Genomic DNA, 23,794 nt, shown 5'->3' on the forward strand with positions numbered 1-23,794 from the left:
TCAGGGCTCCACGAACAGCATGGCCGGCGACTCCAGCAGGCCGCGGATCGCCTGGATGAACTGCGCCGCGTGCAGGCCGTCGACCACGCGGTGGTCGAAGGAGGACGACAGGTTCATCATCTGCCGCGCCACCACCGCGCCGTCGCGGATCATCGGCCGCAGCGCGAGGCGGTTGACGCCGATGATGGCCACCTCGGGATGGTTGATCACCGGCGTGCTGACGATGCCGCCCAGCGCGCCCAGGCTGGTGATGGTGATGGTGGAACCGGAAAGCTGTTCGCGCGTGCCCTTGCCGCTGCGCGCCGCCTCGGCCAGCTGGGCGATCGTGGCGGCGGTCGCCCACAGGTCCAGCGTCTCGGCGTGGCGCAGCACCGGCACCATCAGGCCCGGCTCGGTCTGCGTCGCGATACCCAGGTGCACCGCGGCGTAGCGCGTGACCACGCCGGCGTCGTCGTCGAAGCGCGCGTTCATCTGCGGGAAGTCGCGCACCGCCAGCACCAAGGCGCGGGCGATGAAGGGCAGCAGCGTGAGCTTGCCCTTGCCCGCCGCGAACTTCGCGTTCAGCTGGCCGCGCAGCGCCTCCAGTTCCGTGACGTCCACTTCCTCCACGTAGGTGAAGTGCGGGATGCGGCGCTTGGCCTCCTGCATCTTCTGCGCGATCTTGCGGCGCAGGCCGATGACCGGAATGGCTTCTTCCCCATCACGTTGCGCGTAGGCGGTGCCGCCCTGGCGCTGCGCCGGCTGGCCGCGCGAGGCCAGGTAGACGTCCAGGTCTTCGTGCACGATGCGGCCGGCCGGGCCGCTGCCGTGCACGTACTGCAGCTCGATGCCCAGCTCCCAGGCGCGGCGGCGCACCGCCGGCGAGGCGATCGGCTTGTCGCCGGGCGCGCGCATCGGCGCCAGGCTGGCGCGCAGCGGCGCGGCCTGGGCGGCGGCGGCCTGCGTCGTCGCCGGCTCGGGCTCGGGCGCCACGCGCGCAGGTGGCGCAGCGGGCGCCGGTTGCGGCGCGGCCGCCGCCGGCGCCTGCCGCGCGGGAGCAGCCGGCGCACCGGCCTTCACATTGCCCGCGCCCTCCACCTCCAGCCGGATCAGTTCGGCGCCGACGGCGATCATCTTGCCGATCTCGCCGCCGAGGGCCAGCACCTTGCCGGCCACCGGCGAGGGAACCTCCACCGCCGCCTTGTCGGTCATCACGTCGGCCAGGCCCTGGTCCTCGCGCACCGTGTCGCCCACCTTCACGTGCCAGGCGACCAGCTCCACTTCGGCGATGCCTTCGCCGATGTCCGGCACCTTGATGATGTAGTCGGCCATCTCATGCCTCCATCGTGCGGCGCAGCGCCGCGCCGACCCGCTCGGGGCCGGGGAAGTAGGCCCATTCCTGGGCGTGCGGATAGGGCGTGTCCCAGCCGGTGACGCGCTCGATCGGCGCCTCCAGGTGGTAGAAGCAGTGCTCCTGCACCAGCGCCACCAGCTCGGCGCCGAAGCCGCTGGTGCGCGTCGCCTCATGCACGACCACGCAGCGCCGCGTCTTCTGGACGGAATCGACCAGCGTCTTCAGGTCCAGCGGCCAGATCGAGCGCAGGTCGATGATCTCGGCGTCGATGCCCTGCTCGCGCGCCGCGCAGTCGGCCACCCAGACCATGGTGCCGTAGGTGATCACGGTCACGTCCTTGCCGGGGCGGAACACCTTGGCCGACTCCAGCGGCACCGTGTAGTAGCCCTCGGGCACTTCGCCCATCGGGTGCTGCGACCACGGCACCACCGGCTTGTCGTGGTGGCCGTCGAAGGGGCCGTTGTACAGGCGCTTGGGCTCCAGGAAGATCACCGGGTCATCGTTCTCGATCGACGCGATCAGCAGGCCCTTGGCGTCGTACGGATTGCTGGGCATCACGGTGCGAATGCCGCAGACGTGGGTGAACAGCGCCTCCGGGCTCTGGCTGTGGGTCTGGCCGCCGTAGATGCCGCCGCCGCAGGGCATGCGGATGGTGATGGGCGCGGTGAAGTCGCCGGCCGAGCGCGAGCGCAGCCGCGCCGCCTCCGACACGATCTGGTCAGAGGCCGGATAGAAGTAATCGGCGAACTGGATCTCGACCACGGGACGCAGCCCGTAGGCGCCCATGCCGACCGCGGTGCCGACGATGCCGCCTTCGGAGATCGGCGCGTCGAAGCAGCGCGACTTGCCGTACTTGGCCTGCAGGCCCTCCGTCACCCTGAACACGCCGCCGAAGTAGCCCACGTCCTGGCCGTAGACCACCACGTTGTCGTCGCGCGCCATCATCACGTCCAGCGCCGAGCGCAGCGCCTGGATCATCGTCATCGGCACGGTCTTGCCGCGCGGATCGGAGGACGCCGCCGCGCCCGCTTCCGCTTCCTTGGTATCGGTGGTCATGCTCACACTCCCAGTTGCTGGCGCTGCACGCGCAGGTGTTCCGGCATGTCCTTGTAGACATCCTCGAACATGGTCGCCGGGCTGGCGATGTGGCCGTCCAGCAGCGTGCCGTAGGTCTCCGCTTCCTTCTGCGCGGCGATCACCTCCGCCTCCAGCTCCTGCTGCGCCTGCGCGTGCTGGGCGTCGGACCATTCGCCGATGCCGATCAGGTGCTGCTTCAGCCGCGCGATCGGGTCGCCCAGCGGGAAGCGCTGCCAGTCGTCGGCCGGCCGGTACTTGGACGGATCGTCGGAGGTGGAGTGCGGGCCGCCCCGGTACGTCACCCATTCGATCAGCGTCGGGCCGAGGTTGCTGCGCGCCCGTTCGGCCGCCCACATCGACGCGGCGTACACGGCCAGGAAGTCGTTGCCGTCCACCCGCAGCGAGGCGATGCCGCAGCCGACGCCGCGCGCCGCGAAAGTCGTCGCTTCCCCGCCGGCGATGGCCTGGAAGGTGGAGATGGCCCACTGGTTGTTGACCACGTTCAGGATCACCGGCGCCCGGTACACGTGGGCGAAGGTGAGCGCCGTGTGGAAGTCCGCCTCCGCCGTGGCGCCGTCGCCGATCCAGGCCGACGCGATCTTGGTGTCGCCCTTGATCGCCGAGGCCATGGCCCAGCCCACGGCCTGGATGAACTGGGTGGCGAGGTTGCCCGAGATCGAGAAGAAGCCGGCCCGCTTGTACGAATACATCACCGGCAGCTGGCGGCCCTTGAGCGGATCGCGCGCATTGCTCATGAGCTGGCAGATCAGCTCCACCATCGGCACGTCGTCGCGCGACAGCAGCAGGCTCTGCTGGCGGTAGGTGGGGAAGCACATGTCGCCCGGCTGCAGCGCCTGGGCCTGGGCCGTGCCGATCGCCTCCTCCCCCAGGCTCTGCATGTAGAACGAGAGCTTGCGCTGGCGCTGCGCGATCAGCATGCGGGAATCGAAGGTGCGCGTCTTCATCATCGCGCGCAGGCCCTTGCGCAAGCGCGCCGGTTCCACCTGCGGCGCCCATGGGCCCACCGCGTTGCCCTGCTCGTCCAGCACGCGGATCAGGCCGAAGGCCAGGTCGGCGGTGTCGAAGGGCGCGCTCTCCACCGGCGGGCGCCGCACGGCGCCGGCGGGCGAGAGATGGAGATAGGAAAAGTCTGTTTCGCAGCCCGGGCGGCCCGAGGGCTCCGGCACGTGCAGGCGCAGTGCGGCTTGCTGTTGGCTCATGCTTGTCTCACTCCACGCCGATTGTGTCGGCGGTTGTCGAAAGAATCGGACCACTGGCGGCGGGTAGCCGGGCGGTTGCTGGCAAGGCGAGTGTAGGTGCAAAGAGGCTGCCGTTGGGCTGGTGTCTTCCCGGCCTTGCGGCGGGATCATGCGCGCCGCCGCCACGACCTTCCCGCCCTTGACAGCCGGGCGCCGGAGCGTTCAAGTCCACCCAAATGGGGGATGCACGCCAGCGGGCCATTGTCCAATCTACACGGCGCCGGACGGGGCGCCATCCCCCCGGCCCACTCACCTCTGGAGGCCACCATGCCAAGAACCAAACCAGCAGCGAAAAAGACCACGGCCAAGCGGCCGGCCCGCAAGGCCGCCGCGGCAGCGGTCATCTCCGCCTGGCAGGACGATCCCCTCTCCGGCTTGCCGCCGATTCCGCGCCCCGTTCCCAACCTGGCCAAGGGCGCGCTCAAGTTCAAGATCAAGGGAACGGCCATCCCGCCGCAGGTTTACCCGGGCGGCACGCCAGGCTTTCGCTACTGGACCGCCGCCGAGGCGCTGCGGCGCGGCGGCGATTTCTGGGCACCGCTGCTGGGCCTCAGCCGCTGGCAGCCGGGCGCGGTGCTGGGCGTCAGCCTGGACAAGGGCACGGACCTCAACGCGTATTACGACCGCAGCGAACTGGCGTTCTTCCACGAAGCCGTGGGCAAGACCACCTACTACTCCGGCGAGAGCCCCGACGTGGTGTGCCACGAGATGGGCCACGCCTGCCTGGACGCGCACCGGCCGCAGTTGTGGGACGCCCCGTTCATCGAGGCCGGCGCCTTCCACGAATCCTTCGGCGACATGAGCGCGATCCTCTCCGCGCTGCAACTGCCCAGCGTGCGGGCCGTCGCGCTCAAGCCCCTGAAGGACTACAAGCCCTCGCCGTTGTCGCGCTGCGCCGAGCAGCTGGGCGAGGGCATCCGCAAGGTCGACAAGCCGGCGGTGGACAAGGACTGCCTGCGCAACGCCTACAACGCCTTCAAGTACGTGGACCCGCAGACCCTGCCGGACAGCGCTCCCGCCACCGCCCTGTCGGCCGAGGTGCATTCCTTCTCGCGCGTCTTCACCGGCGCCTTCTACGAAATCCTGTCGGGCATGCTCAACATCCGCTCGAAGGCGCCGACCGACGCCGTGCTGGCCTCGGTGGCCACCGACATGGCGTACCTGCTGTCGGATGCGACGGCGGCGGCGCCGGTGCAGCCGGACTACTTCGCGCAGGTGGCGGCGCACATGGTGGATGCGGACACCTCGCGCTTCGCCGGCAAGTACCGCGCTGCGCTGGTGGCCACCTTCGTCAAGCGCCGGATCCTGCCCAAGACGGCGGTCCAGTCGCTCGCCGCCGCTCCGGTGGCGAAGGCCGCGCCGGCCGCGGTGGTCGCGCGCGCCGCCATGGCGAGGCGCCCGACCACGCAGTTCCAGAAGGTGACCTTCAACGCGCAGGCCTTCGGGCTGGAGGACAAGACCGTCATCGTGATGGCACCGGTGGAGCGCAAGCCCTTCCAGACCGCCGCCGCCAGCCTGATCCACCAGTACGGCGGCCCGGACAAGGTGGAGCAGGCCACCCACCGCTTCGTCAAGCAGCTGTTCGCGCACGACCGCGTCGATTCCGACTCGGGCACCCGCAAGGCCAGCATCACCGACAGCACGCCGCGCGAGCAGCTGCGCAAGACCCACGTGCTGACCAAGGCGCCCGGCGGCCTGAAGCTGACCCGCAGGCTGTTCCACTGTGGCTGCGGCCGGCCGATCGGACTAAGATTCCCGCGTGCAACCGGGACCGAATCCAATGGCGAGCAAGAAGCCCAAGACCAAGACCGCAGCAGCCAAACCCGCCGGCCGCAAGACGCCGGCGGCTAAGTCGGTGGCCGCCGGGCTGCCGCCGCCGGCCCCGGGCGCCGCCGCGGCGGCCAAGGCCAAGTTCGTCGAGGGCTTGGTCAGCCGCGGCGAGGCGGTGCCGGCCGGCCAGCCGCTGCCGGCGGGCGCCACCCACGAGATCGTCGGCAAGGGCGCCGACGGCGCGCCGGTCTTGAAGCGCAAGCGCTTCTCGATGAAGTAGATCGCCGGCGCGTGGCGCGGCGCGTCCTCAGAAGCCGCCGCCGCCCCGCACGAACTTCTGGATCCTTCGCCCGTAGCCCACCTCCGAGGTGTAGAGATTGCCCTCGGCGTCGATGGCGAGGTTGTGGATCCACTTGAACTCGCCGGCCATCCGGCCGGTGCGGCCGAACTGGCCGACCTGCACGCCGTCGGCGCGGCGCAGCACGTAGATGCGGCCGTTGGCGCCGTCGGCCACATACATGTAGGTCTGCGCCGGGTCGTGCGACAGCACCATGTCCCAGACCGAGCCGTTGGCCAGTGTCAGCGGCTCGACGCGGAACTCGGTGCGGAACTCGCCGGCGCGGGTGAACACCTGGATGCGGTTGTTGGTGCGGTCGCAGACGTACAGCAGCTCGTCGTGCGACATGCGCACGCAGTGCACCGGGTTGCCGAACTGGCGCGCGGCCGGCTGCGCCGGGTCGTAGGCCGGCAGCTTGTCGTCGCTGGGGCGGCCGCCGTACGCGCCCCAGTGGCGCTTGTAGGCGCCGGTGGCGGCGTCGAACACCACCACGCGCCGGTTGCCGTAGCCGTCGGCCACGAACAGCTCGCCCCTGGAGACGATCATGTTGGCCGGCTGCCCGAGCTGCGTCGGGCTGTTGCTGCCCTCGGTCGGCCCGGCATGGCCGATCTGCATCAGGAACCTGCCGTCCTGCGTGAACTTGAGGATCTGGTTGTCGCCCACCGCGTTGCCCGCCAGCCAGACGTAGCCGTCGTCGTCGATGTAGATGCCGTGCTCGACCTTCGGCCAGTCGAAGCCGCTGCCGCCCGGGTTCCAGGAGCGCAGCAGCCTGCCGTCGCGATCGAACTCCGCCACCGCCGGCATCGGCAGGCAGCAGCGGTGCGTCACCGGCTTCGCCGCCTTGGTGTCGAACTCGTCCGGCAGCAGCGAGGCCGGTCGGTGGATCGCCCACACGTGGCCGTTGCGCGGATCGACCGCGATGCCCGCCACCTGGCCGAACAGCTGCTGCACGCCGCCCTGCTCCGGCAGCGGCAGCGGCCACTTCGGGTCCACCTGGAAGTCTGGGGCGGCGCTGCCCGTGGCGGGCGGCGGCAGCTGCGAGCAGGCCGCGAGCAACAGCGCCGCGAACAGCGCCGGGAGCATGCGAGGGAGCGCAGCGGGAACGCAGGCCTTCTTCATTGTCGTCTCCTGCCGGCGGGGCCGGTGGCGCAGTTTAGGACGAGCAGGTCCGGTGCGCCACCGGCGGCGAAAGCGGCGTGACGCAGGCAATCTTGCGCCAGATCAAAATCGGCAGCGCCATCCGCCGCTAACGTCGGCGCATGCCCTCCATCCGCACACCCCACACAGGCAGTTCCACCTTCTCCCCGACCCGCCGTGAGCTGCTGTCGCTGGCCGGCGCGGGCCTGCTGGCGCCCGGCCTGCTGTACGGTTGCGGCGGAGGTGGCGCCGCCCCGACCGACTACAGCAGCACCAGGAGCCAAGGCCGGGCCGCGATCCTCAAGGCGCTGGCCGAGCACCACGGGCCCTCGGCCTCGGTGGCCCTGGTCGACCGCGGCCAGGTGGTCTGGGCCGAGGCGTTCGGCGTGATCGACAAGGCCACGCAACAGCCGCCCACCACCGACACCATGTTCGGCATCGGCTCGGTCAGCAAGATGATCTCGACCATCGCGACGATGGTCCTGGTCGACCGGCAGCTGGTGGAGCTGGACGCGCCGCTCACGCAGTACGTGAGCGACTTCCGCATGGCCTCGCCCGACTCCGCGCGGATCACCGTGCGCATGCTGCTGAACCACTCCTCGGGATTCCCCGGCACCGAATACCGCAACTCCACCACCGAGGTGCCGATGGCCGGCTACGCGCGGCAGACCGAGCAGACGCTCGCCACCGCGCGCCTGAAGCACGCGCCGGGCGAGATGGCGGTGTACTGCAACGACGGCTTCGCGATCGCCGAACTGGTGGTGGCCGCCGCCACCGGCAAGCCCTACGTGCAGTTCGTCCAGGACGAGATCCTCACGCCGCTGCGCATGGAGCACAGCGGCTTCACCCTGACGGTGTTCCCGGTCGGCTCGTACGCGCCCGGCTACCGCGACGACGTCAAGCAGCCGCTGGAGGTGCTGAACTGCTACGGCGGCGGCGGCCTGTATTCGACGCCCAGCGACATGGCGCGGGTGGCGATGATGCTGATCAACGGCGGCGAGCTCGACGGCCAGCGCATCCTGTCGCCGGGCGCGGTGGCCGAGATGGCCCGCGACCAGACCGCGTCGCTGCCCTTCAACCCGGTTCCTTCCATGCGCTTCGGGCTGGGCTGGGACGGCGTGACGCAGGGCGGGCTGCAGGCCGTCGGCGTGACGACGTGGCACAAGAACGGCGGCTCGGTGTTCTACGGCAGCGAGCTGTTCGTCGCGCCGCAGGAGCAGATGGCCGTGTTCATCACCGCCACGTCCACCAGCTACAACGCCGCGGGCGTGGCCGAAACGATCCTGCTGCACGCGCTGGCGGACCGGGGCCGCATCGCCGGGATGCCGGCGCTGCTGCCCAACACACCGCTGCCGGAGCGCACGCCGACCGCCGCCGACATGGCGGCCATCGCCGGCTGGTACGGCCGGCACGACATGCTGCTGCGCATCGACGCGCAGCCCGACCGCACGCTGGCGATGCTGGTGGACGACCAGGGGCAGTGGCGGCAACGCAGTGCCGGCCTGAAGCTGCGCGCCGACGGCACCTGGTCCGCCGATGCCGCGCCGCACCTCGCCTGGCACACGATCACGGCCGACGGCCGGCGCTACCTCGTCATGCGGTCGACGCCGGGCTACGGCCATGTCGAGGAAGACCTGCTGTACGGCCAGGCGATGGCGCCGCAGGCCCCGCTGTCCGCCGCATGGCAGGCCCGCGCCGGCCGCACCTGGCTGACGGTGAACGAGCACCCGCTGGCCATCGAGCAGCCCCTGAGCGTCGGCCTGCACGCCGTGCCCGACCTGCCGGGCTACGTCGTCACCGACCGGGGCCAGATCGTCGACCCCAGCGGCGACGACACGCGGGCGCGCATGTGCCTGAAGATCCCGATCCTGGCCGGCACGGACCTGAACGACGTGGTGGTCGACATGCGCAACGGCCAGGAGTGGCTGCGCCTCGGCAGCGCGCTGTCCAGGCCGCAGGCGACGGTGCCGGCCCTGGCGGCCGGCAGCCACACCGCCACGATCGGCGCCGAAGGCTACGGCGAGTGGTTCCGCCTGCCCGCGAGCGGCACCGTCTCGGTGGCGAACAGCGTCTCGTGGAAAGTGCTCGACGCGGACCTGACGCAGCGCGCCGCCGGCAAGGGCAGCGGCAGCTCGGCCCTGCCGGGGAGCGGCGACGCCGCCTACCTGCTGGTCTACGGCGCGCCGGGGGCGGGGGTTGGCGTGACGGTCGCTTGAGCGGTGCCCTGACCCACAGCCTCAGGCCGCCTGCAGCAGCGTGGGCGACCAATCGCCCCCGCCGCTGGATCAGGCATCGCCCGGTTACTTCGCCACCGGCTCTTCGAGCACCTTGAACACGGCGTCGTCCTTCTGCGCCGGGCGGAAGGTGATTGCGGACTTCTCGAACACGTTGACGCCGGCGAACACCATCACGTCGCCCAGCTTCGGCACGAACGTGAGGTAGTTGTCGTCTTCGCTGAGGCGGTAGCCGAGCGTCTGGAAGCGCGGCTTCACGAACGGAAAGTTGGCCTGCACCATCGTCATCGCCTTGTCGTCGCGCGCTGCCGGCTTCGCCAGGTCGGACGCCATGGCGCGCATCGCCAGCCGCATGTTGGTGTCCACCGCAGCGCGCAGCCTGCTGCCGTCGCCTTCCAGCCAGCCGCCGGGGCCCACCAGCGGCCGCGCCTGCCCGGGCGAGGCGATGTAGCGCGTGGACCAGGCCGGATTGGCGCCGTTGGCCTTCATGTTCGCGCGCAGGATGACGTACGGCCGCACCAGCGTGTCGTTGACGAAGGTCAGGATCAGCGCCGGCGTCAGCTCCATCTGCGCGTTGCCCTTGCCCGCGGCCCGCGTGAGGTGCTTCGAATATTCCGGAGCGGCGGCGACCTCGGCCATCGCCTTCTCCATCGGCGCATCGAGCTTGATGCGCAGCTTGCTCTCCACGTCCTGCACCGCGGTGGCGCCGGCGCTGGCGTTGGCGGCGTGGGCCACGGCCACGCCCACCAGGCCGAACAGCAGGGCCGCGCCCTGCCCCTTCTGGTGGCCGGTGATGACCACGTGGCTGTCAGGCACGCGGTACACGCCGATCGGCAGGTCGTTCCAGCCGGAAATCTCTTCGCCCGACGACTTCAGCGTGACGGCCTGCGTGTGCGCCGGCGCCGCCTTGGTGAACTCGAACGACGCGCACGCCGTCAGCGAAACGACCGCCGCGGCGCCGAACAGCACGCGCGCGATCCGCAGCAGCTTGCCGCATTCAATCCTCCTCATGCTCACTCCTTATAGTTGAGCTACGAATGTAAGGAGCGAAACGGGCAAAACCGCGAAGCGCCGGCTAGGGAATACGTGTGCGCCAAAGAGAGTAGCCGCCAAGCGCTAGTCAGATGGCAGGACGCCATCGGCATCGCGCAGCACACCGCATTGACCCGGTTGCCGGCGGCCGCCATCATGCCCTCGACCCGGACGCACACCCTGCACGAGGAGCGACACATGCCGACCAACCGCCCGCTGGACGTGGCCATCATCGGCGCCGGCATCGCCGGCGTGGTGCACCTGCATTACGCGCGGCGCGCCGGCCTCGACGCCGCGGTGTTCGAGGCGCAGGAGGGCGTGGGCGGGCTGTGGCGCCAGTTGCCGGCGTGGCAGGACATCCAGATCAGCACCGCCGACTGGGCGCTGGGCGACATCCCGCTGGCCGGCCCGATGCAGCCGCAGGTCCTGGCCAACATCGAGGCCTGGGTGACGCGCTTCGGCCTGGCCGACGGCATCCGGCTGGGGACCAGAGTGCTGCAGGCGCGGCCGGCCGACCAGGGCTGGGAACTGCAGACGGCGGCCGGCACTGTCCGCGCCCGGCATCTGGTGGCCGCCACCGGCGCGCACAACAAACCCGTCGTCTCCGAGGTGGAGCGCCACGCCAGCCGCGTACGCGAGCGGCATTCGAGCCAACTGCGCGAGCCGTCGGAGCTGGCCGGCCAGGCGGTGCTGGTGGTGGGCGCCGGCGCCTCGGCGCTGGACCTGCTGGACCAGTGCCTGGAGCAAGGCGCGCGCCGCATCGTGTGGGTGTATCGCAGCCAGCGCTGGTTCACGCCCACGCGCAAGCCCAAGGCGATCGCCGGCACGGTGCGCCCCTATGCGCGCATGCAGGCCAGCGGCATGACGGCGGCGCAGCAGAACGCCGCCATCGGCGCCGACATGCGGGCGCGCTACGAGAAGTTCGGCATCACCGACATCCTGCCGCAGCGGCCGCTGGACGTGCTGCACGACCAGCTGATCCCCGGCCGGGCGCGCATGCTGGAGCACTTCGCGGCGCTGGAGCGGCACCCGGGCCGCGTCGCCGCCATCGACGGCAACACGGTGCTGCTGGCCGACGGCGAGACGAAGCTCGATGGCATCGACGTGCTGCTGTGGGGCACCGGCTACGCGGCGGACCTGTCGTCCTTCGCCGTGCCGCCCCTGGCCGCGATCAGGAGCGTCAACGAGCTGGGCGCGCGCTGCGGCGGCGGCCTGCGCAGCCTGGATGCGCCCAACCTGTACTTCCCGGGCGTGGGCCTGGACGGCATCGGCGCCGCGCCCTGGGCCTATGCGCTGATGGCGCGCACGATCATGTCGCACATCAAGGGCACGGCGAGGCTGGACATGGAGGTCGTGCCGCACCGGCTGAATCACTTCGACCTGGTGAACTACCTGGGCCCGCGCGATCCGGCCAGCTTCGTGCCGGGCGAGTGGCAGGAGCAGTTCAGGAAGCTGGCGATGGAAACGCCGGACGCGGAGCCGTATCCGATGCCGTAGCGGCGTCGCGGATCCGCGCCGCCAGCCGGCGCTACTCCGCCTTGATGTTCGCGCTGCGGGCCAGCTCGGTGTAGCGCCTGGTGTCTGCCTTGATCAGGCGGGCCAGCTCCTCGCCCGTGCCCTTGTACGGCTCGACGCCGGCGCTGGACAGGTTGGCCACCACCGCCGGCTGGGCCAGGATGGCCGACACGTCCGCCACCACCTTGGCGACCACCGCCGGCGGCAGGTTGCGCGGCCCCATCAGCGCGTACCAGATCGAGAAGTCGAAGGGCTTGAGCCCCTGCTCCTCGAAGGTGGCGGCGTCGGGCAGCAGGCCGTAGCGATGGGCCGTGGAAATGCCGATCACCCGCAGCCGGCCGGTCCGCGCATAGGGCACCACCAGGTTGGCGCTGACCACGGCCAGCGGAATCTGGCCGCCCAGCACGTCGGTGACGGCCGGCGCGCAGCCCTTGTAGCCCGCGTGCGTGGCGGCCACGCCGGCCTGCTGCTTGACCAGCTCCATCACGAAGTGCTGCGGCGTGCCGATGCCGCAGGAGCCGTAGCTCAATGCATCGGGCTTGGCCTTGCCGACGGCCACCAGTTCCCTGACGCTGCCCGCGTTGAGCGACGGATGCGCCACCAGCGCGATCGGCGTGACGCCCAGCAGCATGATCGGCGTCAGGTCCTTCTCGGCGTCGTAGGGCAGCTTGCCGGTGAGGCCGAGGTTGGTGACCATGGTGCTGTTCTGCAGCAGCAGCGTGTAGCCGTCGGCCGGCGCGCGCACCACCTCCGCGCTGCCGATGTTGCCGGACGCGCCGGCCCGGTTCTCCACCAGCACGCTCTGGCCCCACAGGTGCTGCAGGCCGGCGCCGATCTGGCGCGCCAGGATGTCGGAGCCGCCGCCGGTGGCATAAGGCACGACGATGCGCACGGAACGGGACGGATAGCCGTCTGCCTGCGCGGCGCCGGCGGCCAGCAGCATCGCAAGGGCGCCGGCGGCGATGGAGAAGAGCTTGAATCGCATGGGCTGCATCATGCCGTCACTCGTCCAGGTCGACCGCACCGAGCCGCTTGATCCACAGGTTCCACGAGCGCGGGATCTGCCCGTCGTTCATGTCGGAGGAGAGCTGCGCTTCCTCCTTGTTCAGGAAGGTGATCTCGCCGAGCCCGCTGGCGGCCAGCTGCAGCCTGGCGTTGACCTCGGCGTAGATCGCGCGGTACACGGCCTGTTCCAGCGAGGTGCCGACCACCGTGGAGCCGTGGCCGCGCATCAGCACGCAGCTGTGCCGGCCCAGCGACTTGGCCAGCGCCTGGCCCAGGTAGGAACTGCGGATCAGCATGTCAGTGTTGCCGCCGGCCTCGCGGATCTCGAACTGCGCCGAGCCTTCGCCCAGGAAGCCGGACATGTGGAACACCGGCTTGAGGGCGTGGCCGGTGATGGCGAACGGGATCACGCTTTGCGAATGGCTGTGCACCACCGCCATCACGTCGGGCCGGGCCCGGTAGATCTCGGCGTGGATGAAGCGCTCCAGGTAGGGCCGCTCCTGCTGGTCCGACAGCGTGTTGCCGTCGAAGTCGTAGACCGTGATGTCCCGCCGCCGCACCAGGCCCGGGGCGCGATTGCACGACAGCAGGAAGGCGCCTGGCTCGCTCTCGTGGCGCACGCTGGCGTGCCCCAGCCCGTCGACGATGTTCTGGTCGTACAGGATGCGGTTGGCGTAGACCAGGCGGTCGACGAGGTCGGGGGCGGGGGGGATGATGGGCATGGGGTGATCCGGAAGATGCGTGGGATGCCGCGGGAGACTACCGCGGCCTGCCCACAGCGTCCAGCGCCGTCTCGCATGCGGACCAGCGGCATGACGCCGGCGCAGCAGAACGCCGCGATCGGCGCAAACATGCGGGCGCGCTACTTCGACTTGGTCACCTACCTTCCGCCGCGCGATCCGGGGAGTTTTGAGGAGTGGAAGTGAGAGGAGCAGTTCAGGAGGTTGGCGATGGAGACGGGGGATGAGGTGGCTTATTCGGTGCCGTAAGGATTCGCTGCCCGCCTAAAGACATGCACCGCGCGCTGCCGCCCCCACGCGCACCGCGTCAAAAACCACTCGTTAGTCAAGAAGAACGTTCCCTAATCTGAACTGGGGAAGGCTCGGGCGAAATGGGCCGCTAGCCTACCGGTTCTGCCGAGCCTTGCTAAGTCAGGGCCGGGTCGTCGTCCCGATAAGAGCATTGCGAATGCAGCAACGCGCTCGCAAGCCCTCCAGAGGGAAAGAGGGCTCGAGAGGTCAATGGAGCGGTACTGACTGACGACGCCCTGGCGCAATAGACTAGTCATGGTGCTAGTCTCAGGGACCAAACGATTAAGAAGAACCGCATGAGCCCGCGCGCCTTTTCCATGAGCGATTTTGAACTCTCTTCCGTAACAAAGGACGGCGGAATGGCTCGGGTTCAAAAAGCCACGATCAAGGACGAAGACATCCTCGTCGCTCTGAAGGGGCGGAAGCCGGGCGACTTTCGCGATGAGGCAGTGGAGAGCTTTAACCGTGAACTTCACGCGCTTGAACGAATGGACCATCCCAATATCGTCAAACTCTTAGGAGTTGGAACGGATGGCGTGGAGAGGTTCCTCGTACTAGAGTGGCTGGAGGAGACACTTGCCGAACGCATTGATGCATACGGTCCCACAAATTGGAACGCGTTCTACGAGTTGCTAGGCCGCCCCATCCTTGAAGGTATCAGGTACGCGCATGGGCGCGGCTTCGCTCATCGCGACCTCAAGCCCTGGAACGTGATGCTAGACAAGAAGGGCGTCCCCAAGATCACAGACTTTGGAATTGCCAAAGCTGCTGACGGTATCGGCCTAGGTTTGACCTTCGCCCGAGCCAGCTCTTCGCCATGGACGCCAAGTGAATCAACAGGTTCTAATCCGAATGAATCTCGGGATATCTATTCGTGGGCCGCGATAGCCGTTGGCGCGCTCACCGGGCGGTTGACCTTTAAGACATCCGAAGAACTCAGAATTGCGGCTAGCAAGCTTTCCGCAGTCGCCCCCACCGACCTGTTACTTCGATGCCTAGGTGATGACAAGCGTCCAGGCACGGCAACAGAACTTCTGTGGGAGCTAGATGACTATCACAAAGCTCGCGGTACAGATCCAATCTATGAAAGGACTATCGGTGTCGACCTCGCCCCGAAGGTGCATGAGAAACTTCCTGACCTAGTCGAAGGAGCGCCGGATGAGCAAATAGCCAGACTGCTCAATGACTTCAACTTCTCCTCTCAGGTCTTTCTCTTGCCCGAAGGGGATTGGGAATTCACCGGCAATACGCTTTGCGTCCGCGCGACGCGTGCGTCCGAAGAATCGCCTTGGCTAATGATCAAGGACGTCTGGCCCGCCGTCCAACGCCCAGCCTCTGCGGTCGGCACCAGCATATCGGTTCGCTTTGCTGAGCGAGTTGCGTCCGGTGTTGATCCCACCGCATCGCGTGGAAGTCTTGAATTCATCCAACGGTTCTTGTCATCGCAGAAGGAACGCGACGATGAGGAGCAGCGACGCAAGGATGAAGAGCGATTCCTGAACATGCTGCAGGATGTACTCATCGCCCGCACTCGAGCGCTTCGCTTTTTGCCAGAACTTCAATATGAAGACGGCAAGTGGGATGGTGGAGAGTTCTCGGTAATCGTCGACGAGGAACACGGCCTCCTACCGGGCGAGCGCAGAGTCATACGAGGAACAAGTGGCGTAATCGTATTTGAATTCGTGACCTTGGCTCTTGGCAGGGTCATTCTTCGTCCATTTGGCGCAGTGAGGGGACAGCCACCAACTTCTGGAAGACTGCAAGCCGACACGGCAGCACAACGACGAGCGCTCGAGAGACAAGAAGACGCGCTGAAAACTCTGCGTGATGACAACGCAGTATCGCCCTCCCTCAAACGATTAATACTTACACCAGCGGCTGCTAGAGCGCCCGAACAAAGCGGCAGACCGAACAGAGATGATTTAAGTCCAGACAAGGCTGAAGTGCTCGACGCCGCTCTCGGCGCACCAGAGTTGATGGTCGTTCAGGGACCACCTGGTACGGGCAAGACTCGGCTGATTACTGCCATTGTTTCGCAGTACCTTGCCGAGCAACCCGGAGCCCGGGTGTTAGTGGCTGCGCAGACCCACATCGCTATTGATCATGTGGTCGAGAAACTGCTATCAATGGGCCACTTGCCCGGCGAAATTGTGCGCATCGCAAGGGTGGACGAAGACAAAGTTTCCCCTGCGGTGCGCCCAACACTGTTGCAAAACTGCCTTGCCGAATGGTGCGAATCAACCGCCAGGCGGGCGCGCACTCACTCCCTCACTGCTGGAGTTGCGCTCGGGATTGATTCAACAGAGGTCGAATTGCTAGTACGCGCCGAGGCACTATTGCAAACCTACCAGCATCAGGCGACATTGGCTCGAGATCTTGCAAGGATTGGAAGTGAGCTCGACGCCGCTCAATCAGCCGCAGTAGAAGCAAAAGCGGACGAAACGCAGAAGATTGAAACTGCTACTGCGGCTACCGTCACGGCAGCCGAACTGCAAGAACAGATTAGTCGCTCGAACGAACGGGTGCTGCTACTCCGAGAGGAGTTGAGATTGCGGGGACCTGACGGACTGTTGCTGTCAAACTTCTCAGCAGTTGAGCTTGGCGAGTACATATCAGTTCTGCAGCGCAATGATTCGAAGTGGACAGAGTTCCGACGGGTTGTTGCTCTCCAAGTCGCATGGCTGGACTTGCTCGGTCAGTTGAAGCAGTTCGAAGAGGTCGTCATGCGATCCGCCTCAGTCGTCGCCGGAACCTGCGTCGGATTGGCGAGCAATGATGCATTTTCCACCGCTCGCTTCGACCTCTGCATCATTGATGAGGCATCGAAGGCCTCCGCTACAGAAGCTTTAGTCCCCCTAGTACGCAGCGCACGCGCCCTGATCGTCGGCGACCCAAAGCAATTGCCTCCCTTTTGGGATGGCGTTGAAACTGAAGGGTATTCGGAGTCGGAGGTTAAGGAAACACTGCTTGACTACTTACTTCCAAGGCTGCCGGCATCGTGCGTCAAGGAGTTGACCCACCAACATCGGATGTGCAAATCAATTGGAGAACTGATCAGTGTCTCGTTTTATGGCCGCTCCCTTATCAACGATCGGCCAGACAGCGAGCGGCCGGAGTGGATCAAGAAGCGGTTCCCTAAGCCAGTGGTTTGGCTAGACACCACTGGGGCACGGGACCTGCCTCAGGGCCACAGCTTCGTCAACCCAAAAGAACAGCAAGTCATATTGGACCTCCTCAATGATCTGCAAAGGCAATGCGATCGCACGGCCCCGAAACTGTCGGTTGCAGTAATTGCAGGCTACGCTGCTCAAGCCAATGCTCTTGATAGACGCATACCGCGAGGCCACCTCTCTGCCCTTGATGTGGAAGTGGCCACAGTCGACTCATTCCAAGGACGAGAGGCGTCAGTCTGCATATTTTCGGCCACCCTCAGCAACACCCGTGACTACCTTGGATTTCTTCGAAGCGTAAAGAGGCTAAACGTGGCACTTTCCCGTCCGCAGGATCTTCTAGTGATCGTCGGCGACCAATCCTTTTGTTACGGAGTTCCTGGCGAGAATCCCTTCAAGAGGGTAATCGATCACATGGAAGCCAACCCCAAAACCTGCGAGACTCGATATGCGGGCCAATGAGTTAGTTCGTACTGTCGCCGCTCACATGGCAGACGATGATGAACCCCCAGCCGCCGCCCTGTCGATTGCCATCCCGTATTTCTTTTTGCGACTGACTACGGTCTGTGTGGAGCGACGTGACTTGGGCGCGCTGAAAGACTTCATTCTTCGCTCGATCAGTATTGGCGTAGACAGCATTCACTCGATCTCCGGTCTCCTTGGCGTTGCTGAGGCGGAGATCGCGAGTCAAACGCAGGAGTTGGTGGACGAACTTTTCGTTACCCCTGATGCGGCGCCCCTAAAACTGAAGCTGTTAGACAGGGGTATCCGGGCGCTAATGACTGACAACCTAACCCGCACGGTTATTCGTGATGCGGGCTGCTATGTTCATGGATCTACGCGTCGAATCGAAATCGCACCTGGGGACCTGATGCCGAAGCGGCGCCTGCCTCATGGATGCTTGCCGTTGCCAGCAGTACCCACGAGGCCGCCGCGCGTTGATGAATTGGACTTCCCCAACGTTAAGCTAGCCATCTTGCAGAATAGAAATGCGATGCCACGCGTCTTAGAAGTTGCGAAATTGGGCCGCATCGTTCGAGCCAACGCCCTGTTTAAGCCCGGTGTTTTACTCTTAAGGAGAGGAGTGCAAGCGCTGCCTCAGATTTGCATCGACGGTGTGGCAGATCAAGAACTCGCGCAACGTTATGCGTCTCATCCAGCACTCTTACAACTAAAGGCAGTAGTAGCCCGTCATGATCAGTTGGTTAAGCGAACGATCATCCAGCACTGCCCCCAGTTGAAGGGGATAAAATTCATCGAAACCAGCGTTATACGCAACGCGCTAAGTACGTATGTGGCATTTTCCGCTAACGAAAACTCGACACTTGCAGAGCAGCTACTGATGAATGGTACTGCACCGCTGGTTAAAAGGTCGGCGTGGGTCGGACTGTCTGAAGCGCAGGCTGCCTTTGGAAGAGCCCTGGTCTCCTCTAGATCAGAAATTGTTGTCGCCTGCCCCGCCACATCCGAGTCCCTGTTCGATGTCTCAGCTATGGATGCGATTTTGCTCGCCCTTCGTCGCGGTGTCCGCGTGGTACTTCACACTTCTGCAACAGACGAGAGATTGGCACCAAACAGAGTTCTAGGCCATCTCATAGAACAGGGCGCAAAGGTCGAAACACTGCCGACTAGCAGCGAATGGTGCGGGTTTGTATGTGACGGTGCTTTCGGGGTAGCGGGAAAGACAAAGAGTTTCGCAACTTCGATTGGTGGATTCGACTCATTTTTTGGCGCGCTCATAACGAAACCCCTGGACCCCACTGGCCTCCTCAAGAGTCTTGCAACCGGATCAGGCATTCCAGTTGCAAAAAGGGGCAAGAAGTTGGCGCAGTCCTCGGAGTGACCCATTCTCCTAACCTGTGAAAGCAATTCGCCACCAGCGATGAATTCTAATTCTCGCCCAAGCGGCAACAAATTTTCGCTTCTCCGGCCCGGCTTGCGTCGTCAAGCCGCCTTCCCCAACCTCCCCACCCCCTCCTCGATCTTCCCCACATCCGCCGTCGCAAAGCTGAGGCGGAACGTGCTGACATCCGGATCCTTCGCATAGAACGGCGCGCCGGGCACGAACGCCACGCCCTGCTCGATCGCGCGCTTGGCGAACTCCCCCGCATCCTTCACCTTCCCGCCCTTGCCCGTCAGCCGGGCCCAGAAGAACAGGCCGCCTTGCGGCTGGGTGAATTCCACGGCGTCGCCCAATTCGCGCGTGAGCGCGGCGCCCATCACACGGGCGCGCTCGCCGTACACCTTGCGCACGTTGGCCAGCGTGGCGGGCATGCGGCCGGCCTTCAGGTACTGCGCGGCGGTGGCCTGGGCGAAGGTGCTGGTGTGGGCGTCGCTGAACTGCTTGCACATCGTGGCCTTGGCCAGCAGCTCGGGCTGCGCGATCATCCAGCCCACCCGCAGGCCGGGGCTGAGCACCTTGCTCATTGAACCGCAGTGGGCGATCCATTCGCGGCTGCCAGGCAGGTCCTTCGACAGGCTCAGGACAGAACGGGGGGGTGGGGACGCGGGGTCGAAATACAGGTCGCCGTAAGGATCGTCTTCCACGATCAGGGTCTGGTACTTGACCGCCAGTTCGAGGACCTTCCTGCGCCGCTCCAGTGACAGCAGCGCGCCGCTCGGGTTGCCGAAGGTGGGGATCAGGTACACGAACTTGGGCTTGTGTTCGACGATCAGCTGTTCCAGTTGCTCGGTGTCGACGCCATGCGCGTCGATGGGCGCGCTCACCAGCTCGGCGCCGTAGAGGCGGAAGCACTGGATGGTGGCCAGGAAGGTCGGGCCCTCCACGATCACCTTGTCGCCCGGGCTGATCATCGTCTTGCCCAGCAGGTCCAGCGCCTGCTGGCTGCCGGTGGTGACGATCAGGCCGTCCGGCGCCACCTCCACGCCCTTGGTGCCCATGAAGGCCGCCAGCTGCTGGCGCAGCGGCTCGTAGCCTTCGGTGGCGCCGTATTGCAGCGCGCCGCCGGGTTCCTCCGTCAGGGCCGCGTCGGCGGCGGCCTTGATGCCGGCGACGTCGAACATCGCGCTGTCCGGGAAGCCGCCGGCGAAGGAGATGATGCCGGGCTTGCCCAGCAGCTTGAACAGCTCGCGGATGGCGGAGGTTTCGACGTTGTTCAGGCGGGTGGCGAATTGGAGGGGCATGGTGGTGTCTGCGAGCGGTTGGCGGGCGGAGAAACGGGGTCGGAGCCGAATTTCGAAGTGGAGCTGCCGGCTCCGGAATCGCTATTGTCCCGAATTCGGATCCGACCCCGTTTCACGGCGCGGGCGCGGCGGCCCTCGCGGCGGGCGAATCCGTTCAGAATGGCAGCTCCTGCCAGAAACGATCGACATGCACGCCAAGAACATCTTCTCCCTCTTCCGCAAGGCCGGCGCAGCCTGGATCGACGACTTCGCGCCCAGCATGGGCGCGGCGATCTCGTACTACACCGTGTTCTCGCTGGCGCCGCTGCTGGTGATCGTGATCGCGGTGGCGGGCGCGGTGTTCGGGCGCGAGGCCGTCACCGGCCAGATCGTCGGCCAGCTCAGCGGGCTGATCGGCAAGGACGGCGCCCAGGTGGTGCAGGGCCTGGTGGCCGCGGCCAGCGACACCCACCGCGGGCTGGTGGCCAGCCTGATCAGCGCCGTCATCCTGCTAGTGGGCGCCACCACGGTGTTCGCCGAGCTGCAGAGCGCGCTGGACCGCATCTGGCACGTGCCGCCGGCGGCCCGGCCCAGCGGCATCGTGGCGCTGCTGCGCACCCGGCTGGTGTCGTTCGGGCTGATCCTGGGCGTGGCCTTCCTGCTGATGGTCTCGCTGTCGGTCAGCGCCGGCCTCGCCGCCCTGGGCACCTGGGCCGGCAGCGTGGTGCAGGGCTGGGAGCTGATGCTGCAGGCGCTCAATGCGCTGATCTCGCTGTCCATCGCCACGCTGCTGTTCGCGATGATCTTCAAGCTGATGCCCTCCACCCACATCGCCTGGCGCGACGTCTGGATGGGCGCCGGCGTGACGGCGGTGCTGTTCGAGGCGGGCAAGCTGCTGATCGGCCTGTACCTGGGCAAGGGCAGCCTGACGGAATCGTTCGCCGCCGCCGGCTCGCTGGTGGTGCTGCTGGCCTGGGTGTATTACGCGGCGCAGATCTTCCTGCTGGGCGCGGAGTTCACCAAGGTGTACGCCGACGAGCACGGCTCGCTGGCCGGCGCCAAGGCGATGCAGAAAACCGAGCAGACCGCCGTCGAGGGCAAGCCGGTGGAAGTGCCCAAGACGGGGCCGTCGGTGCCGGGCACGCAGGCGCCGCCGGGCCAGCAGGTGGAGCTGGCGGGCGCGGCACAGTCGGCGGCGGCGGTGCAGTCGCCGGCCGGGGCGCTGGCGGCCAAGCAGTCGGTGGTCGCGGGCAAGGGGTCCGTGGCCGGGTCGGCTGCCGCGCAGTCGGTCGACGTCGGCAAGCCGGTGATGGCCAGTTCCGCCGGCGGCACGCCGGTGGTCGCGGTGCCGGTGGCGCCCATCGGCCAGAAGGCGATCGACATGGAGATGGAGACCACCAAGAAGGCCATCATCACGCAGCTGGTCTCGCTGGCTGCGATCGCCCTGCTCGACGCCGCCGTGTCGAAGTACCAGAAGCGCGTCGACCAGCGCATCTCGGTCTCGTTCAACAGCCGCCGCCTGACGCCGCGGGTCAGGCGAAGGTAGACCGCTCCTACAGCGGCTGGCTCGCATGGCTGACCTGCGGGCCGTGCAATCCCGTGGATGCTCGGAGCCTTCCACAACACATCCTCGGGAGATTCCAAATGTTCAAGACCCAAGTCGCCGTTCTGTCCATGTTCGCCGCCCTCGCCATGGTGGCTGCTCCCGCCCAAGCCAAGGGTTGCCTGAAGGGCGCTGCCGTCGGCGGCGTCGGCGGCCATTTCATCGGCCACCACGGCCTGGCCGGCGCCGCCATCGGCTGCGCAGTGGGCCACCACCGCGCCAGCAAGCGCGCCGCCGAAGAGCAGCGCGTCGACACGTCCACCGCCGTCAAGAAGTAAGCACCGGCCGGCCCCGGCTCGCGCCGGGGCCGCTCAGAGCAGCGCCGCGAACGTGCGGCGCGCTGCATCCAGTTCCGGCACCAGCTTGTCCACCAGCTGGTCCCGCGTCATCCTGCTGGTGGCAACCGACAGGCTCATCGCGGCGACCAGCTCGCCGCGGCCGTTGCGGATCGGCACTGCGACCGAGCGCAGGCCCAGCTCCAGCTCCTCGTCGCTGATCGCATAGCCGCGCGTGCGCACCAGCGCGATTTCCCTCAGGATCTCGCGCATGCCGGTGCGCGTGCGCGGCGTCAGCGCCGGGCGCGACATGCGATTGAGCATGAACTCCACCTGCGCCACGGGCTGCTCCGCCAGCAGCACCCGGCCGGTGGCGCTGGCATAGGCGGGCAGCCGCACGCCGATGCCCAGACCGCTGGACAGGCTGCGGCGGTGGGTGGACCGCGCCACGAACACCGAATCCTGCGCGTCCAGCACCGCGATCGAGGCCGACTCCTTGGTGCGTTCGCTCGTCATCTCCAGGATCGGCTGCGCCACCTTGGTCAGCGGATCCGACGCCACATAGGCGTGTCCCAGCCGCAGCGACCGCGGCGCCAGCCGGAACTGCCGGCCGTCCTGGGTCGCGTAGCCGAGCTTGCACAGCGTCAGCAAGCTGCGGCGCACCGCTGCCTTGGTGTGGCCGGTGATCTCCGCGGCCTGGCTCAGGGTCAGCGGGCCCCTGGCGATGCCGAAGGCCTCCACGACGGCCAGGCCCTTCTCCAGGCCCATCACGTATTCCTTCTCTTCCCGCGCTGTATCCGGTTCGCCCGCCATCGACATGATCTGGCCCAAGAGTTCGATATGCGAACTATAAGTGCGAATTCATTGACCCCGATCAAGGCGCAGCCCACACTCGCGCCCTGCTTCCAATCGAATGACACTCATGACCATCACCACCACGCGGCGCTCCGTCCTGGCCCTGGGGGCCGCGCTGGCCGCCGGCAGCCGGCTCGCCATCGCCCAGGGCAGCAAGCCGATCCGCTTCATCGTGCCCTTCCCCGCCGGCGGCACCGCCGACATCCTGCCGCGCATCGTCGCGGAGAAGCTGCGCAGCAGCTACCCCGGCGGCGTCATCGTGGACAACCGCACCGGCGCCGGCGGCAACATCGGCGCCGACCTGGTGGCCCATGCGGATGCGGACGGCACCACCTTCCTGGTCTCGCCGCCCGGCCCGATCGCGATCAACAACCACCTGTACAAGTCGCTGCCCTTCGACCCGACCAAGTGGGTGCCGGTGACGGTGCTGGCCACCGTGCCCAACGTGCTCGCCGTGAGCAACAAGCTGCCGGTGAAGAACGTCGCCGAGCTGGTGGCGTACCTCAGGGCCAATCCCGACAAGGTCAGCTACGCCTCGCAGGGCAACGGCTCCACCTCGCACCTCACGGCCAGCCTGTTCATGGAAGTGACGGGAACGAAGATGGTCCACATCCCGTACAAGGGCACCGCGCCGGCGCTGGTGGACCTGGTCGGCGGCAACGTGGACGTGTTCTTCGACAACATCAGCTCGTCGGCCCAGTTCCACAACAACAACAAGCTGCGCATCCTGGCCGTGGCCGACGAACACCGCTCGGCGGCCCTGCCCCAGGTGCCGACGCTCCTTGAATCCAGGGTGCCGATGGAGGCCGTCACCTTCTTCTCCATCGTCGCGCCGCCCGGCACGCCGGCCGCCGTCGTCACCGCCATGTACAAGGCCGTGGCCGCCGTCCTGGCCCTGCCGGACGTCAAGCAGAAGTTCACCGAACAGGGCGCCGAGCCGCGCGGCTGGTCGCCCGAGCAGACCGGCGCCTTCATCAGGCGCGAGTCGGACAAGTGGAACAAGGTGATCAAGAGCGCCAACGTGACGCTGGAGTGACG

The 23,794-nt window shown here is 66.9% G+C and carries 18 protein-coding genes; 9 read left to right on the top strand and 9 right to left on the bottom strand.

Annotation, left to right across the window (positions count from 1 at the left end; genetic code table 11):
* The 3 genes from ACFPOE_RS08885 to ACFPOE_RS08895 are packed head-to-tail and all read right to left on the bottom strand — an operon-like array spanning position 1 to position 3,630.
* Positions 1–1,311 (bottom strand): dihydrolipoamide acetyltransferase family protein, encoded by a 1,311-nt coding sequence (locus ACFPOE_RS08885; protein ID WP_376849728.1) that lies wholly within the window; start codon positions 1,309–1,311, stop codon positions 1–3.
* Between the two features lies 1 nt (position 1,312).
* On the bottom strand, positions 1,313–2,389 hold the full coding sequence (locus tag ACFPOE_RS08890) for an alpha-ketoacid dehydrogenase subunit beta (protein WP_465251310.1): 1,077 nt from the start codon (positions 2,387–2,389) through the stop codon (positions 1,313–1,315).
* A gap of 2 nt (positions 2,390–2,391) precedes the next feature.
* A complete protein-coding gene (locus ACFPOE_RS08895; RefSeq protein ID WP_376849729.1) occupies positions 2,392–3,630 on the bottom strand; it encodes a 3-methyl-2-oxobutanoate dehydrogenase (2-methylpropanoyl-transferring) subunit alpha in 1,239 nt (412 codons plus the stop codon).
* A gap of 306 nt (positions 3,631–3,936) precedes the next feature.
* Between ACFPOE_RS08895 and ACFPOE_RS08900 the strand changes: the two genes are divergently transcribed.
* Positions 3,937–5,520, top strand: coding sequence for a gluzincin family metallopeptidase (locus ACFPOE_RS08900; RefSeq protein ID WP_376849730.1), 1,584 nt, complete (start codon positions 3,937–3,939; stop codon positions 5,518–5,520).
* Entirely contained in the window at positions 5,450–5,719 is a 270-nt protein-coding gene (locus ACFPOE_RS08905; protein WP_376849731.1) for a hypothetical protein, read from the top strand. The genes ACFPOE_RS08900 and ACFPOE_RS08905 overlap by 71 nt, the downstream gene beginning before the upstream one ends.
* A 27-nt stretch (positions 5,720–5,746) precedes the next feature.
* Here the strand turns inward: ACFPOE_RS08905 and ACFPOE_RS08910 are convergent, their stop codons facing one another.
* The gene (locus ACFPOE_RS08910; protein WP_376849732.1) at positions 5,747–6,895 is read right to left on the bottom strand and encodes an NHL repeat-containing protein; all 1,149 of its coding nucleotides are present in this window, start codon (positions 6,893–6,895) and stop codon (positions 5,747–5,749) included.
* A 140-nt stretch (positions 6,896–7,035) separates the two neighbouring features.
* On the opposite strand from ACFPOE_RS08910, the gene ACFPOE_RS08915 reads away from it, so the two are divergent.
* Positions 7,036–9,129 (top strand): serine hydrolase domain-containing protein, encoded by a 2,094-nt coding sequence (locus ACFPOE_RS08915; RefSeq protein WP_376849733.1) that lies wholly within the window; start codon positions 7,036–7,038, stop codon positions 9,127–9,129.
* Positions 9,130–9,213: 84 nt separating this feature from the next.
* Here the strand turns inward: ACFPOE_RS08915 and ACFPOE_RS08920 are convergent, their stop codons facing one another.
* Positions 9,214–10,158, bottom strand: coding sequence for a hypothetical protein (locus ACFPOE_RS08920; RefSeq protein ID WP_376849734.1), 945 nt, complete (start codon positions 10,156–10,158; stop codon positions 9,214–9,216).
* Positions 10,159–10,377: 219 nt separating this feature from the next.
* Here ACFPOE_RS08920 and ACFPOE_RS08925 point away from each other — a divergent pair, with 219 nt between their 5' ends.
* Positions 10,378–11,676: a flavin-containing monooxygenase gene (locus tag ACFPOE_RS08925; RefSeq protein WP_376849735.1), complete on the top strand. Its 1,299-nt coding sequence runs from the start codon at positions 10,378–10,380 to the stop codon at positions 11,674–11,676.
* A 31-nt stretch (positions 11,677–11,707) separates the two neighbouring features.
* Here the strand turns inward: ACFPOE_RS08925 and ACFPOE_RS08930 are convergent, their stop codons facing one another.
* Both ACFPOE_RS08930 and ACFPOE_RS08935 read right to left on the bottom strand, forming a co-directional pair.
* On the bottom strand, positions 11,708–12,679 hold the full coding sequence (locus tag ACFPOE_RS08930) for a Bug family tripartite tricarboxylate transporter substrate binding protein (RefSeq protein ID WP_376849736.1): 972 nt from the start codon (positions 12,677–12,679) through the stop codon (positions 11,708–11,710).
* Between the two features lie 16 nt (positions 12,680–12,695).
* Positions 12,696–13,421, bottom strand: a complete 726-nt coding sequence (locus ACFPOE_RS08935; protein ID WP_376849737.1) for a class II aldolase/adducin family protein — start codon at positions 13,419–13,421, stop codon at positions 12,696–12,698.
* A gap of 605 nt (positions 13,422–14,026) precedes the next feature.
* Here ACFPOE_RS08935 and ACFPOE_RS08940 point away from each other — a divergent pair.
* Together ACFPOE_RS08940 and ACFPOE_RS08945 are read left to right on the top strand one after the other, a co-directional pair.
* Entirely contained in the window at positions 14,027–17,362 is a 3,336-nt protein-coding gene (locus ACFPOE_RS08940; RefSeq protein ID WP_376849738.1) for an AAA domain-containing protein, read from the top strand.
* Between the two features lie 25 nt (positions 17,363–17,387).
* Positions 17,388–18,743 (top strand): hypothetical protein, encoded by a 1,356-nt coding sequence (locus tag ACFPOE_RS08945; protein ID WP_376849739.1) that lies wholly within the window; start codon positions 17,388–17,390, stop codon positions 18,741–18,743.
* A gap of 101 nt (positions 18,744–18,844) precedes the next feature.
* Here the strand turns inward: ACFPOE_RS08945 and ACFPOE_RS08950 are convergent, their stop codons facing one another.
* Positions 18,845–20,044, bottom strand: coding sequence for an aminotransferase-like domain-containing protein (locus ACFPOE_RS08950; RefSeq protein ID WP_376849740.1), 1,200 nt, complete (start codon positions 20,042–20,044; stop codon positions 18,845–18,847).
* Between the two features lie 187 nt (positions 20,045–20,231).
* On the opposite strand from ACFPOE_RS08950, the gene ACFPOE_RS08955 reads away from it, so the two are divergent.
* Positions 20,232–21,569, top strand: coding sequence for a YihY/virulence factor BrkB family protein (locus ACFPOE_RS08955; RefSeq protein WP_376849741.1), 1,338 nt, complete (start codon positions 20,232–20,234; stop codon positions 21,567–21,569).
* A gap of 98 nt (positions 21,570–21,667) precedes the next feature.
* Entirely contained in the window at positions 21,668–21,904 is a 237-nt protein-coding gene (locus ACFPOE_RS08960) for a hypothetical protein (protein ID WP_376849742.1), read from the top strand.
* Positions 21,905–21,937: 33 nt separating this feature from the next.
* Here the strand turns inward: ACFPOE_RS08960 and ACFPOE_RS08965 are convergent, their stop codons facing one another.
* Complete coding sequence (locus ACFPOE_RS08965; protein ID WP_376849743.1) at positions 21,938–22,732, bottom strand: IclR family transcriptional regulator domain-containing protein; 795 nt, start codon at positions 22,730–22,732, stop codon at positions 21,938–21,940.
* A gap of 91 nt (positions 22,733–22,823) precedes the next feature.
* Between ACFPOE_RS08965 and ACFPOE_RS08970 the strand changes: the two genes are divergently transcribed.
* Positions 22,824–23,792 (top strand): Bug family tripartite tricarboxylate transporter substrate binding protein, encoded by a 969-nt coding sequence (locus tag ACFPOE_RS08970; RefSeq protein ID WP_376849744.1) that lies wholly within the window; start codon positions 22,824–22,826, stop codon positions 23,790–23,792.
* Positions 23,793–23,794 lie beyond the last annotated feature (2 nt).

This window comes from Caenimonas terrae (genome assembly GCF_042655405.1).
Classification (GTDB): Bacteria; Pseudomonadota; Gammaproteobacteria; order Burkholderiales; family Burkholderiaceae_C; genus Ramlibacter; species Ramlibacter terrae_A.